This is a genomic window from Paenibacillus sp. FSL R7-0333 (assembly GCF_038000365.1).
Lineage (GTDB): Bacteria > Bacillota > Bacilli > Paenibacillales > Paenibacillaceae > Paenibacillus_AQ > Paenibacillus_AQ silagei.
Genome location: NZ_JBBOBZ010000001.1, coordinates 3,995,437 through 4,008,982, shown reverse-complemented (window position 1 = coordinate 4,008,982; position 13,546 = coordinate 3,995,437). Strand labels below are relative to the sequence as shown.

11 protein-coding genes and 1 pseudogene are annotated in these 13,546 nt (G+C 53.4%); 10 read left to right on the top strand and 2 right to left on the bottom strand.

Going from position 1 to position 13,546, the window contains the following annotated elements:
- Positions 1–8: 8 nt before the first annotated feature.
- Positions 9–764 carry a DeoR/GlpR family DNA-binding transcription regulator gene (locus MKY86_RS16755; protein ID WP_076078806.1) on the bottom strand — a complete coding sequence of 252 codons (756 nt, stop codon included), beginning with the start codon at positions 762–764 and terminating at the stop codon, positions 9–11.
- 264 nt (positions 765–1,028) lie between these two features.
- Here MKY86_RS16755 and MKY86_RS16750 point away from each other — a divergent pair, with 264 nt between their 5' ends.
- From MKY86_RS16750 to MKY86_RS16725, 6 genes are all read left to right on the top strand, one after another.
- Complete coding sequence (locus MKY86_RS16750; protein WP_076078776.1) at positions 1,029–2,180, top strand: iron-containing alcohol dehydrogenase; 1,152 nt, start codon at positions 1,029–1,031, stop codon at positions 2,178–2,180.
- Between the two features lie 29 nt (positions 2,181–2,209).
- Positions 2,210–3,685 (top strand): rhamnulokinase, encoded by a 1,476-nt coding sequence (gene rhaB / locus MKY86_RS16745; RefSeq protein ID WP_076078777.1) that lies wholly within the window; start codon positions 2,210–2,212, stop codon positions 3,683–3,685.
- An 11-nt stretch (positions 3,686–3,696) separates the two neighbouring features.
- Complete coding sequence (gene rhaA, locus MKY86_RS16740; RefSeq protein ID WP_076078779.1) at positions 3,697–4,953, top strand: L-rhamnose isomerase; 1,257 nt, start codon at positions 3,697–3,699, stop codon at positions 4,951–4,953.
- Positions 4,954–5,033: 80 nt separating this feature from the next.
- On the top strand, positions 5,034–5,879 hold the full coding sequence (gene rhaD, locus MKY86_RS16735; protein ID WP_076078780.1) for a rhamnulose-1-phosphate aldolase: 846 nt from the start codon (positions 5,034–5,036) through the stop codon (positions 5,877–5,879).
- A 121-nt stretch (positions 5,880–6,000) separates the two neighbouring features.
- The gene (locus tag MKY86_RS16730) at positions 6,001–7,095 is read left to right on the top strand and encodes an NADH:flavin oxidoreductase (RefSeq protein ID WP_076078782.1); all 1,095 of its coding nucleotides are present in this window, start codon (positions 6,001–6,003) and stop codon (positions 7,093–7,095) included.
- 199 nt (positions 7,096–7,294) lie between these two features.
- Positions 7,295–8,314, top strand: a complete 1,020-nt coding sequence (locus tag MKY86_RS16725) for a hypothetical protein (RefSeq protein WP_076078783.1) — start codon at positions 7,295–7,297, stop codon at positions 8,312–8,314.
- Positions 8,315–8,467: 153 nt separating this feature from the next.
- Here the strand turns inward: MKY86_RS16725 and MKY86_RS16720 are convergent, their stop codons facing one another.
- Complete coding sequence (locus MKY86_RS16720; RefSeq protein ID WP_076086935.1) at positions 8,468–9,790, bottom strand: IS4 family transposase; 1,323 nt, start codon at positions 9,788–9,790, stop codon at positions 8,468–8,470.
- Between the two features lie 149 nt (positions 9,791–9,939).
- Here MKY86_RS16720 and MKY86_RS16715 point away from each other — a divergent pair.
- The 4 genes and pseudogenes from MKY86_RS16715 to MKY86_RS16700 form a co-directional block, all read left to right on the top strand.
- A pseudogene (locus tag MKY86_RS16715) lies at positions 9,940–10,107 on the top strand (BclA C-terminal domain-containing protein); the annotation flags it as partial.
- 498 nt (positions 10,108–10,605) lie between these two features.
- Positions 10,606–12,156, top strand: coding sequence for a tRNA (N6-isopentenyl adenosine(37)-C2)-methylthiotransferase MiaB (miaB, locus tag MKY86_RS16710; protein ID WP_076086832.1), 1,551 nt, complete (start codon positions 10,606–10,608; stop codon positions 12,154–12,156).
- A 24-nt stretch (positions 12,157–12,180) separates the two neighbouring features.
- The gene (locus MKY86_RS16705) at positions 12,181–12,633 is read left to right on the top strand and encodes a RicAFT regulatory complex protein RicA family protein (protein WP_076086829.1); all 453 of its coding nucleotides are present in this window, start codon (positions 12,181–12,183) and stop codon (positions 12,631–12,633) included.
- Between the two features lie 142 nt (positions 12,634–12,775).
- On the top strand, positions 12,776–13,546 hold the full coding sequence (locus MKY86_RS16700) for an NUDIX domain-containing protein (protein ID WP_036699096.1): 771 nt from the start codon (positions 12,776–12,778) through the stop codon (positions 13,544–13,546).

Genomic DNA, 13,546 nt, shown 5'->3' with positions numbered 1-13,546 from the left:
CCATGAACTTAGTACAGCACTTCCACATTCTTCTCGGACAATAGCTTCAGCCACGCCTCCGAAGGCTTGCGGTCGGTAATCAGCACATCGATCCGGTTTAGCTCTGCGAGCCTCGCGAAGGCTGTCTGGTCGAACTTGGTATGGTCCGCGAGCAGCACAACCTTGTGTGCCTGGCGCAGCATATATTTCTTCAGCTCACATTCCGGTTCATTGGAATCGGTGACCCCGCGGTCCATATCGAGGGCCTTGCAGCTGATTACGGCGGTGTCCACATTGTAGCGCTGAATGGTCTCATGGGCTACGGGGCCGACAAGCGACAGGGAACGGTGGCGGAGTGAGCCGCCTGTAGAAATAATGCTGTGGCTCGAACTTGCGAACTCATGGAGAATGTTGATCGAATTGGTGATGATCGTCAGATTACTTTTATTACCCAGCAGCTTCAGGAATTCAAACGAAGTCGAGCTGGGGTCGACCATCAGCGTATCCCCGTCATTAATCAGATCCAGCGCCTGGATCGCTATTGCGCGTTTGATATCCGTATTGAGCGCTCCCCGGGTCAGAAAAGGCAGGTCCTCATTGGTATGCCTGTTCAACATGGCTCCGCCGTAGGTCCGGCTTACAATGCCATCCTTCTCCAGCTTCTCCAGATCTCTGCGGATCGTCTCCTCTGTCACCTCGAACATCCGGCTCAGATCGGACACCAGCACACGCTTGTCCTGATGGACAAGGTCGATTATTTTTTTGCGTCTTTCGGCAGCGAGCATACGTATCACCTTTCCAGAGTTGATAGTCTTAATATAGCCTGTTATTTCTGTGTTGTACAACACAATTCACCTGATTTGCTCTGAAACCCACAATAATGATTGCTTATTTCCCGTAAAACAAACAATAAACAAATAAAAACAACTTATTTAGTGTTTAAAGTGTTGACAACAAAGATTAACGGCGATACGATGAGAAGGTCAACAGGGAGATGTGCGCTTACAGTGTTCATTAACTATTTACGTGCCCGGGAGGCTGGTTAAGCAATGAGTACTCATGTCTATTATGTGCCGTCGATTAACATGATGGGGAAGGGCTGTCTGAAGGACATCGCCCCGTACATTCAAGAGCTGAAGCTGAACAAGGCGCTTGTGGTCACAGACAAGTTCCTGATGAAGAGCGGAATCGCCGGAAGGCTGCTGGCTGTGCTGGAGGAGGCGGGGATTCAGTATGTGGTATATGATGAAGTGAAGCCGAACCCTACCTGCAAAAATGTTCATGACGGCGTAGACTTCCTGAAGCAGCACGAATGTGACTACCTGATCTCCATCGGCGGCGGCTCGCCGCAGGATACTGCCAAGGCCATCGGCATTGTTGCCACCAACGGGGGGCATATTGCCGATTATGAAGGCGTTCACAAATCCAAGAATAAATCTCTGCCGATTGTCGCGGTGAACACGACGGCCGGGACTTCAAGTGAAGTGACGATCAACTACGTGATTACAGATGAAGAGCGCAAGATCAAGATGGTCATGGTAGACAAGAACAGTATCGCCACCCTCTCGGTGAATGATCCGGAGCTGATGGTCGATAAGCCTGCTGCGCTGACGGCAGCTACGGGCATGGATGCACTGACGCATGCGATTGAAGCGCTGGTCACTCCAGGCGCATATCCGGTAACCGATGCTACCGCACTGGCTGCGGTGGAGCTGATCTTCGGCAATCTGGCGCGGACGGTAACGAACGGACAGGATATTGAAGCGCGTGAGCAGATGGTCTATGCGATCTTCCTCGGCGGCCTTGCCTTCAATAATGCAGGCTTAGGCTATGTGCATGCCATGGCCCATCAGCTCGGCGGGGTGTATGATCTGCCGCACGGCGTGTGCAATGCAATGCTGCTGCCTTACGTGGAAGAAGAGAATGCCAAGCATGTGCCGGAGAAGTTCAGAGCAATTGCCAGAGCGGCCGGTATGCAGACTGAAGGACGCAGCGACAAGGAATGTGCGGATTACGTCATTGAGGCGATCAAGGCCTTGTCCAAAGAGGTTGGCATTCCTGCCAAGCTGTCCGAGCTGGGTGTAGCGGAAGTAGATCTCGATCTGCTGGCTGAGAACGCCATGAAGGATGCCTGCGCGCCCGGTAATCCTTTTATTCCTACCAAAGATGAAGTAATCGCGTTATTTCGCAAAATTCTGTAAATCACCCCCCATAGAATAGGAGATTCCCTATGACCTATCATATCGCCGTCGATATCGGCGCCTCCAGCGGACGGCTGGTGCTCGGACAGCTCGTGGACGGGAGCCTCCAACTGGAGGAGATTCACCGTTTCAGCAATGGCTTCACGGAGCAGGAAGGCTCCTGCTTCTGGGATATGGATTATTTATTGAATGAAATTATTAACGGTCTGCAGCAGGCGAAGCTAAGAGGCATTCACGAATGCACCCTCGGCATTGATACCTGGGCGGTAGATTATGTGCTGCTGGATGCCGAAGGCAAGCAGATAAGCCGGGTCTATGCCTACCGTGACCACCGGACCGACGGGGTGATGGAAGAAGTCGGGCGGCTCCTTCCGCCCGAGAAGGTCTACGCCAAAACGGGCATTCAGCAGCTTCCCTTCAATACGCTGTATCAGCTATATGCGCATGACCGGGAAGAACTGAAGGCGGCCGATCAGATTCTGCTGGTGCCGGATTATCTCTACTACCGGCTCGGCGGACGTAAGATGAACGAGGTTACCAACGCATCCACGACGCAGCTATTGAATCTTGCGGCCCGTGATTTCGATGCCGAGCTGCTGGAATTCCTGGGTCTGCGGCGTGAACAGCTCGCTCCGTTAACCGAGCCTGGGGAAGATCTCGGCTTCCTTACGCAGGAGCTGCGCGCGGAGTATGATCTGCCGGAATGCCGCCTGATCTGCGTGGCTACGCATGACACAGCATCTGCGGTACTCGGTGTGCCTGCTCAGAAGGACCGTGCATCAGCCTATCTTAGCAGCGGAACCTGGTCTCTGCTGGGAGTAGAGCTGGATCACCCGATCAATAACAGCAGAGCGATGGCCGCTAATTATACCAACGAGTGGGGCGCTTACGGGACTTACCGGTTCCTGAAGAATATTATGGGCCTCTGGCTGATTCAGGAAGTGCGCAGACTGGACGGCGGAAGATTTAGCTTCGCGGAACTCGCAGAGCAGGCCGGTGAATGCCCAGGCTTCCGCAGCCTGATTCCCTGCAATCATCCGCGGTTTTTGAACCCGGACGATATGATTCAGGAGATCCGCCAGGCCTGTCTGGAGAGCGGCCAGCCTGTGCCGCAGACTATGGGCGAGCTGGCCCGCTGTATCTTTGACAGTCTGGCGTTATCCTACCGCAGTCATCTGGCTGAGCTGGAAGAACTCACCGGGGAGCTAACCCAAGTGCTGCAGATTGTCGGCGGCGGCGCTAACAATGGGCTGCTGTGCCAGCTGACGGCAGATGTTACCGGCAGGGAGGTGCTGGCCGGACCGACCGAATCCACAGCCCTGGGTAATCTGGCTGTGCAGATGATTGAGGCGGGGCGCATGGCAGATATCCATGAAGCCCGGCAGATCATCTCACAGTCCTTCGCGATTCAGTCTTATCTTCCGCAGCCGGTTCCTCAGCTGGCGGAGCTGCTGCTCCGCTGGGAGCAGCTTCATCCGGGAGCGGATGTTCACAATACGTATTAGGAGGCAACAGCATGGATCAGAGCATCATTAACAACTACAACGAAGCCAAGAAATTATATGCAGCCCATGGAATTCAAACGGATGAGGTACTGGAGAAGCTGGCGCAGATCAAAGTATCGCTGCACTGCTGGCAGGGCGATGATGTACGGGGCTTTTTGTTCAAGGATAAAGAGCTGAGCGGCGGCATTGCCGTGACCGGCAGCTACCCCGGACGGGCCGGTACACCGGATGAGCTGCGTCAGGATCTGGAGAAGGCCCTCTCGCTGATTCCCGGCAAGCATAAGGTCAATCTGCATGCGATCTATGCCGATACGAAGGAGCAGGTGGATCTGGATGAGCTGGCGCCGCGCCATTTCAAGAATTGGGTGGAATGGGCCAAGGAGCAGGGCTTAGGCCTTGATTTCAATCCGACCTGCTTCTCGCATCCGAAGGCGGCAGACGGGTTCACCCTGAGCCATGCGGACGAAGAGATCCGCAGCTTCTGGATTAAGCATTGCAAGGCTTCCCGCAGCATTGCTGAGCACTTCGGCCGCGAACTGGGCCAGCCGTGTGTGACGAATTTCTGGGTGCCTGACGGCTACAAGGATACTCCGGTGGACCGGCTGGCACCGCGCATGCGACTGAAGGAATCGCTGGACGAAATCTTCAGCGAGGAGATGGATCCGCAGTATACTATCGATGCCGTGGAGAGCAAGCTGTTCGGCATCGGCTCGGAGAGCTACGTGGTCGGATCACATGAGTTCTACATGGGCTACGCCCTTACACGCGGCAAGGCAATCTGCCTGGATGCCGGGCATTTCCATCCGACGGAAGTGATCTCGAACAAGCTCAGCTCCATCCTGATGTTCAGCGAGCAGCTGCTGCTGCATGTCAGCAGACCGGTCCGCTGGGATAGCGATCATGTGGTCACGATGGACGATGAGCTGCTGGAGATTGCCCGCGAGCTGGTTCGCGGGGATCTGCTGCCGCGCACGCATATCGGGCTGGACTTCTTCGACGGCAGTATCAATCACCTGGCGGCTTGGGTAATCGGCACGCGCAATACGATCAAGGCGCTGCTGCGCGCTATGCTGGAGCCGGTAGAGGAGCTTCGGGCCATTGAACGGGCCGGAGATTACACCTCACGGCTGGCTCTGGTGGAAGAATTCAAGTCCTACCCGTTCGGTGCTGTCTGGGATTACTACTGCGCTTCGCAGGGGACCCCGGTCCGTGAGCAATGGCTGGCTGAAGTGAAGCGCTATGAACAGGATGTATTGGCTTTAAGATAAGATCAGGCTACTGAAATCACAATGACTGCTGAAATAACAAGTACCCGCACGCTTAGCGTGCATATAGAAGGAGAGAGCATATGAGTACTTCCGTAATTGAATCCAAAGGGTATATATCCGGCGTCACCGCGCCTTTTATCGAGGAAATGTCCGAAATTACCCATCACATGTGGTCGCTGGGCTGGGATGAGCTGAACGGGGGCAACGTCAGTTACCTCCTGGATGAAGAAGAGGTAGCCAAGTATATCAATATCCGCGAGCCGCTGCGCACGATCAGCCTTACCTTCCCTGTAGCCGAGCTGGCGGGCAAATACTTCATCGTTACCGGATCAGGCAAGTATTTCCGTAATGTGATCAAGGACCCGGAGGCCAATCTGGGTGTGCTGCGTGTCAGCAGCAGCGGTGAGAGTGTGGAGGTGTTATGGGGATTGCGTAATGGCGCTGTTCCGACCAGTGAGCTGGCTTCCCACTTTATGAGCCATATCGAACGGCTGAAGGTAGATCCGGCGCACCGGATTGTGCTGCATACCCATGCAACAAATGTAATTGCCATGACCTTCACCCATGATCTGGATGAGCTGAAATTCACCAAGACGCTGTGGGAGATGTGCACAGAATGTCTGGTGGTCTTCCCGGATGGCGTCAGCGTCATTCCCTGGATGGTGCCGGGGAGCAGCGAGATCGGCCGGGCTACCGCGGATAAAATGAAGGAGTACCGCGTAGTCATCTGGCCGCAGCATGGGATCTTTGTGACCGGGGCGACGATGGATGCCACCTTCGGACTGGTTGAAACGATTGAAAAGGCCGCGATTGTCTATAACCTGATCGGCGGAAGAGAGATTCGGCAGAAGATCACTGATCAGCAGCTGGCAGATCTGGCTGCAGCCTTCCGAGTGACTCCAAAAGCTGGAGTGCTGGACTTATAAGACTTATCAAATCTCTTGAACTGGCAGTCATTTGCATTTGCCGCCGGGAACCGTCATACTATGCTTACTTAAAGTAATCATCAAGTAAGTAATCATCGTATGAAATGGAGGCTAGTGAATTATGAATGCTGCTGCATTGTTTGAACCTTTTGAATACGGAGGCTTGTCCCTCAGTAACCGTGTGGTGATGGCGCCGATGACCCGGGTGCATTCTCCTGAGGGCGTACCTGGCCCTGAAGTGGCGGCGTATTACCGCCGCCGCGCGGAAGGTGGGGTGGGCCTGATCATTACCGAAGGCACAGCCATCGATCATCCGGCGGCGGTCAGCCATCAGGATATCCCGAACTTCCATGGCGAAGACGCTCTGGAGGGATGGGCGCAAGTCGTGCGTGAGGTGCATGCCGCCGGAGGCAAGATTATGCCTCAGCTCTGGCATGTCGGCATGGCCCGCAAGATCGGTGAGGGGCCTAATGCTTCGGCGCTGCCGATCGGCCCGTCCGGGCTGAATCTGGCCGGAGAGCAAGTCACAGAGCCGATGACTAAGAGCGAGATTCAGGCCATCGTCAGTGCCTTCGCCAAGGCAGCGAAGGCAGCCAAAGCTATCGGGTTCGACGGCATTGAGCTGCACGGCGCCCACGGCTATCTGATCGACCAGTTCTTCTGGGAGAAGACCAACCGCCGCACCGATGAATACGGCGGCGATCTGGAAGCCCGCACCACCTTCGCGGTGGAAGTAATCGATGCCTGCCGCCGTGCGGTAGGACCGGATTTCCCGATCGTACTCCGCTTCTCGCAGTGGAAGAGCGGGGCCTATGACGCTAAGCTGGCGGAGACGCCGGAGGATCTGGCCCGTTTCCTGACCCCGCTCAGCAATGCTGGGGTAGATATCTTCCACTGCTCGACCCGGCGGTTCTGGGAGCCGGAATTCGCAGGCTCGGAGCTTAACCTGGCAGGCTGGACGAAGAAGATTACGGGCAAACCGGCGATTACAGTGGGCTCTGTCGGCCTGGACAGCGCATTCACCAGTGCGGTTATGGAGAAGAATGAGGATAACAACCTTGAGCGGCTGCTGCTCCGGCTGGATAAGGGAGAGTTCGATCTGGTGGCGGTAGGCAGAGCCTTGATCAGCGATCCGGCTTGGCCTGCCAAGGTACAGGCAGGCAAAATTAACGAGATTATTCCGTTCACCTCGGAGTCTACCAAGACATTGTATTAATCAATAGAGCTTGATCTGTAACACCCTGTGCCAAGCCATTAGGTTAGACTTCAAGTCTATCAGCTCATGGCTGCCCGCATGGGGTGTTTTTTTGCGGGTGAATCTTTGAATAATAATGCCAATATGCCAACACTCTTCTGTTTTCTCTCGAATACTACTATTAATATAGCTGGATTTAGCTTGAGAGGGGAGCTGGAAAATGGCAATTTTATCTACAGGACCGATTGAGAATAATATTGCAAGCAATACGGGGACCCGCCCGACTCAAAGGGTAACACTCAAAATAGACGGCCGTAATATAACCGGATTCTTCGATATTCTTATTTTGGGTTATACCCTGAACGGCATACGCACCTTATATGTGCAGGAGGAGATCAGTGTGGCCCCCTCCCAAGTGGTTACCAAAATTTACTATGCGGACCTGGATGCTTTTGAATTCGTGTTCAACACGACAGGAACGGCAGTCTCCGAAGCGCAGGTGTCCCTATGGGGGCAAAATGCCAGCGGGCAGTTGGTGACAGCACACCGGCTGGTCTCGCAGGAGTTGCTGGGAGAAGGGGCAACAGGAGTCACCGGAGCTACCGGGGTAACGGGAGCCACGGGTGCGACGGGAGTAACGGGAGCCACGGGTGCGACGGGGGTAACGGGAGCCACGGGAGTAACAGGTGTAACGGGTGCCACAGGTGTAACGGGTGCCACAGGTGTGACGGGTGTAACGGGTGTGACGGGTGCGACGGGAGTAACGGGTGCCACGGGTGTGACGGGGGTAACGGGAGCCACGGGAGTAACGGGGGCGACGGGTGCGACGGGTGTAATGGGAGCCACGGGAGTAACGGGTGCAACGGGTGCCACAGGTGTTACGGGTGTCACAGGTGTTACGGGAGTAACGGGGGTGACAGGAGCCACTGGAGCAACGGGCGCAACAGGAGTCACCGGAGCGACAGGCGCACTGGCCTCATCTTATGCCTATATTTTCAATACGGGGGCCCAGACCGTGGCTACGGAAGCAGATGTTACTTTTGACAGCAATGAGAGTCTTGTCGGCTTCTCGCATACCCCTAATACAGCTCAGATTAATGTTGAGAATGCAGGAGATTATGCGGTAATCTTCATTGTCACCGCAGTGGAACCGAATCAGTTCACTTTGTATCTGAACGGTGCACCTGTAGGTGGCAGCGTCTATGGTTCAGGAGCGGGAACACCAATGTCATTAAGATAAGTTCAAAGATAAGTTTGGAATTAATAAAGAGAATCCAAAACGGTATGGGGGAAACGTCCTATGCCGTTTGTTTTTGGTGTAAGGAAGGAAAAAAGCGCATAGCAAACAAAGCGGATGGAAGATCCACTTAAAAAAATGTTCATGCGAACCGAATTATGCTACTCTGTAGACGAAGCTAATGGCGGATTTGCTACGTATTCTGCGTGTATTCCTTTGCCCAGGACGGGTGAGACGAATCGGCAAAATATTTTTGCGAATCAAAGCTTCCACATCAGGCGGGGGTCCATCGCCCTTGGAGCGCAGGAAATGTCTACAGACGTGAACGGCCACCGTGAAGTTGACTTGGTAGAGGTGCCGTTTATCCTTTTGGGAAATGACTACGTGCGAGGTAATCATTTCAGCGAAATTGTAGAGGATCATTCTTGCGAATATCTCTTGGGTAATGGACTCTTGCTTCTTTGCGTGAAAATGGGTCAGACCGATGGTGTATTTTAAGGCCCGGAAAGAGGTCTCAATCCCCCATCGCAGGTGATACAGTTCCCGGAGTTCATCCGGTGAGAATTCAGCAGCCGGTAGATTGGTAATGACGGTTTCATAATCGCCACTGGGCAGGAGGAAACGAACCACCCGAAAGGAAATCGGGTAAAACAGGTTCTTTTGCATGTCCAGAAAATCAAAGCTAGAGGTGGCCGGAAGAATTTTATAGATTTCGGGGTGATCCCTGAACGCTTTCGTTCGTTTTTTAGTCAGCGTCAGGTGAATCTCCTGATCAAACGCCCCTTCAAAGGTCAAGTGCAAGCCCGAAAGAATGCCATTCGAATGCAAATCCTTGACCCGTATGACGTACTTCCATCCTTTCCGTTCCAGATGCGCGAACGTATTGTAGCTTTCCAATCCTCGATCCGCCAACACAATGACGTTCCCCTGAATAGGGGACCGATCCACCATCGTGGACAGCGCCCTTCCTTCGTTGCGCAGCTTTCGAGGTTGAAGGATGGCGTCCACGTAAAGCCGGTTACAGAGGTCATAAGCAGCGTTCAAGTGCAGAAGGTTAAAGCCTTTCGAGTGGGGCTGACTTTGAGAATAGGTCAACGGGTCCGCAGGATCTGTTGCAATATGCAGATCGGAACCGTCAATGGCCAATAATCGATAGCCTCGATAATCCTTGAATTCCGTATGGGACGCGGTAAAGGTGTGAAACAAAGATTCGACCGCAGACGGCAAAATTTTATTTCTTTGCTGAACAAAAGCAGAAGAAGTTGCGGTGTTAACGTCATAGCCCTGCGATTCCAACAGTTCCTTATAGAGGCTGTTGCCGCCCATAAAGATCAGGGTTTGCATAACCATTTCAAAGGGTAGTTTTTTCGTTCGGGTAAAATCCTTTCCCGGGTTTCTGACGTAAGGCGCGGGGGCAGCCGCCATCTCACGGATGAGAGATGTCAGTCTGTCTTTCAGCGAATTTGCATAAGCATTCATTGGCGTAACCTCCTCGTTTTTTCAAGGGGCTTCGCCACACGTTTTCTACGGATTGTCAAGATTTTTTTGTGCAAAAAAAGAGCAGGCTATCTTTTCGATAACCTGCCTTTTTCTTGTTTTTGGCTCTATATCTTAACTTAATGACATTGGCGGGAACACAGCCTAACCCCGGGATGGTGATTATCTCTGTAGTCCCCGGCGATGTAATCACTTTAAGGAACCATTCCAGTGCCGCTGCAATCAATTTACAGACCTTAGCCGGAGGAACGCAGATCAACTCCAACGCATCAATTTTGATCTATAGGCTTGGGGGTTAAGACGTCCGGCGGCAAGCTGGTTGTAATAAATAAGTCCGGGACCTTACATTTAAGGCCGGGCTTTTTTGTCGTATAGGAAATTATATTATCCGTCTGTTGTGGATAAGGGGGGATAGCGTGGGGAGAAGTACTCTTTGAATGATCTGGAGGCCGCATAAGTATATGAGGGGCTCAGAATGTATGAGAAAAACAACATACATTTGCTGGCGCGCAGGTAATCTCATCCACCCGAAGGGTGATTTTGTTGCGCTGGAGATACTCCTGAGTTGCGTGCCTCATACTGAAGCTCTAAGCAATGAAGTTATTTTAAATCTGATGCTATACAAGAAGCAATAGTCGGACTACTGACTTGCCCTCTCTTCCTGCTGACTGCAAGAAGGTCTATCTGTGCGGATATCCTGCTTCTGAGAATGGATTATCTTGGGAGCGGTATGATATAATTTTACACTAGAAAAGCTCTAAAAATACGGGGACATCAGCAGAGGATGTGACTTTAGCATGGCAAAGGGGAGCAAGGATTACGGGCAGTATTTCGATTTCACAGATGCCAAGATCATCAGCGAGACTGAAGGCAAGACTACTTACCGGATCAAAGGCAGGAACGTGCAGATCAACAGCCAGCCCGATTACAAGGAAGGCAAGCGGCGGGGCAAGGAAGAGATTGAAGTGCTATATCATTTCGACATTCCGCCGGAGATGGCAGATTTCGGTGCAGGCAAGAGCTATCATATTACCACCTACGGCTGCCAGATGAATGAGCATGACACGGAGACGATGAAGGGTATGCTGGAGCAACTGGGCTACCGGGCGGCTGAAGACCGCAGCGAAGCTGATATTATACTACTTAATACATGTGCGATCCGCGAGAATGCGGAGGATAAGGTATTCGGAGAGCTGGGCCATCTCAAAACACTGAAGCTGGAGAAGCCCGGCCTGCTCCTGGGGATCTGCGGCTGTATGTCCCAGGAGGAGGGCGTGGTCAACCGGATCATGAGCCGGTACGGCTTCGTGGATTTGATCTTTGGCACACATAACATCCACCGTCTGCCGGAGCTGATTAAGGAAGCGGTGTTCAGCCGTGAGCTGGTCATTGAGGTCTGGTCCAAGGAAGGCGATATCATTGAGAATCTGCCGAAGAAGCGGGAGGGGCTGCGCGCCTGGGTGAATATTATGTACGGCTGCGACAAGTTCTGTACCTACTGTATTGTGCCGTTCACCCGGGGTAAGGAGCGGAGCAGACGTCCGGAGGATGTCATTGCCGAGGTGCGGGAGCTGGCCCGCCAGGGCTTCAAGGAAGTAACGCTGCTGGGGCAGAACGTGAACGCCTACGGCAAGGATTTTACGGACATTGATTATACCTTCGGCGACCTGATGGACGACATGCGGGGGATTGATATTCCGCGTATCCGGTTCATGACCTCGCATCCGCGTGATTTTGACGATAAACTGATTCATGTGCTGGGCAAAGGCGGCAATCTGGTGGAGCATATCCATTTGCCGGTGCAGTCGGGAAGTACAGCCGTGCTGAAGCGGATGAGCCGCAAATATACCCGTGAAGCCTATCTGGAGCTGGTCCGTAAGATTAAGGCAGGCGTGCCGGATGCGGTGCTGACTACCGATATTATCGTCGGCTTCCCTGGTGAGACGGAGGAGCAGTTCGAGGAGACACTGTCCCTGGTGCGCGAAGTAGGGTATGATATGGCGTATACCTTCATTTATTCTCCGCGCGAAGGGACTCCTGCAGCCGGGATGGACGATAATGTTCCGTCAGAGGTTAAGAGCGCGCGTCTCCAGCGTCTGAATGATCTGATCAAGGAGCAGAGCCGTCTGGGGAATGAGCGGATGCTGGGCCGGCGGGTGGAGGTATTGGTGGAAGGTACGAGCAAGAATAATGCCCGGATGCTGGCCGGACGTACCCGTGACAGTAAGCTGGTGCATTTTGAAGGCCCGTCCTCCCTGATCGGCACGCTGGTGCAGGTGAGCATTACCGGCGCGAAGACTTGGTACATTAGAGGGGACTATCAGGCGGAAGCCGCATCGGTCCTCTAATTATAGAGAAATGAGGCGAGAAGAATGAGCCAGGAAGAAGCACGACTGAATGAATATGGTATGCAGACCCATAATACCCGCGATTTGATTGTACGGGAGGATATTATGGGCAAGGCGAAGGACTTGGCTGCACTCATCTCCACCAGTGAGGAGGTCCGTCATTTCCAGCAGGCCGAGCAGAAGATTCTGAATCACGAGCGTGTGCAGGGACTCATTGCCACGATTAAGAAGAAGCAGAAGGAGATCGTGGCGTTCGAGAGCTTCAAGAACCAGGCGATGGTCGCGAAGATTGAACGTGAGATTGAAGAGCTGCAGGATGAAATCGACAGCATCCCGGTTGTGAACGAGTTCCAGCAGAGCCAGAGCGATATCAATTATCTGCTGCAGATGGTGATTTCAGTGATCAGGGATACCGTTTCTGATAAAATCAATGTGGAAGCAGGCACCGAGGCACCGCCCTCCACATGCGGAGATTAATGCAGAATCCCCCGGGGGCGGATGTAAATCCGTCCCTTTTTACATAGTCAGCGGGCCGGCTCCGGTTGATTTTGGGCGGACAGGTTTGGTACATTAAAAGATACGAACAACAAACAATAGCTGCGGCAAAGGATGATCTATAGTGACTGAGAACGCGGAACAAACCTATAACGCCAAGAAGTACCGCACTCCGGATGGCGTTCCGGCGGATATTGTCATGTTTACACTGACCAAGCGCGAGCGGAAGACCGTCACGAAGACGCTGCCGCTGCGCGAGCTGAAGGTGATGCTGGTCCGGCGCAAAAAATGGCCGTGTGCGGGCATGTGGGCCCTGCCTGGCGGCTTTTGCCAGGAGGATGAATCGATCTATGATGCTGCTACGCGCGAGCTGAAGGAAGAGACCGGCGTGGACGGCGGGCATTTGGAATATCTCGGCGTCTACAGCCAGCCGGGCCGTGATCCGCGCGGCTGGATTATCAGCCATGCCTTCTTTGCACTGGTGGAAGAGTGGATGCTGGAGCAGCGGCAGGCCTCGGATGATGCAGGCGAGGTTGGCCTGTTCACACTGCAGGAAGCGCTGGAGGAGCTGGAGCTGGCTTTTGACCACCATGATATTATTACCGATGCCTACCTGCGGATTCAGCAGCAGATGCTGCAGACGACGATTGCCCGGCAGTTTCTGCCGCGCCATTTCACGCTGAGCGAGCTGTACCAGGTGATTCAGACGGTGGTGCCGGAATTCAAAGAACCGAATTTTATCCGCAAAATTACGTCAACACGCAGCCGTCAGGGTATATTAAAAGAAGTGAGCGATGAAGCGGGGAATCCGCTCAGCTCCAATCAATACTCCCAGCGCCCGGCACAGCTCTATATGTTCACGGACCATGAGCCGTTATTATCGATTTATACTTAA

Coding starts and splice junctions, on each gene's coding strand:
- miaB (WP_076086832.1), top strand. CDS start 10,606: ATGGCAAAGGGGAGCAAGGATTACGGGCAGTATTTCGATTTCACAGAT.
- rhaA (WP_076078779.1), top strand. CDS start 3,697: ATGGATCAGAGCATCATTAACAACTACAACGAAGCCAAGAAATTATAT.
- MKY86_RS16720 (WP_076086935.1), bottom strand. CDS start 9,790: ATGAATGCTTATGCAAATTCGCTGAAAGACAGACTGACATCTCTCATC.
- MKY86_RS16725 (WP_076078783.1), top strand. CDS start 7,295: ATGGCAATTTTATCTACAGGACCGATTGAGAATAATATTGCAAGCAAT.
- MKY86_RS16730 (WP_076078782.1), top strand. CDS start 6,001: ATGAATGCTGCTGCATTGTTTGAACCTTTTGAATACGGAGGCTTGTCC.
- rhaB (WP_076078777.1), top strand. CDS start 2,210: ATGACCTATCATATCGCCGTCGATATCGGCGCCTCCAGCGGACGGCTG.
- rhaD (WP_076078780.1), top strand. CDS start 5,034: ATGAGTACTTCCGTAATTGAATCCAAAGGGTATATATCCGGCGTCACC.
- MKY86_RS16755 (WP_076078806.1), bottom strand. CDS start 764: ATGCTCGCTGCCGAAAGACGCAAAAAAATAATCGACCTTGTCCATCAG.
- MKY86_RS16705 (WP_076086829.1), top strand. CDS start 12,181: ATGAGCCAGGAAGAAGCACGACTGAATGAATATGGTATGCAGACCCAT.
- MKY86_RS16750 (WP_076078776.1), top strand. CDS start 1,029: ATGAGTACTCATGTCTATTATGTGCCGTCGATTAACATGATGGGGAAG.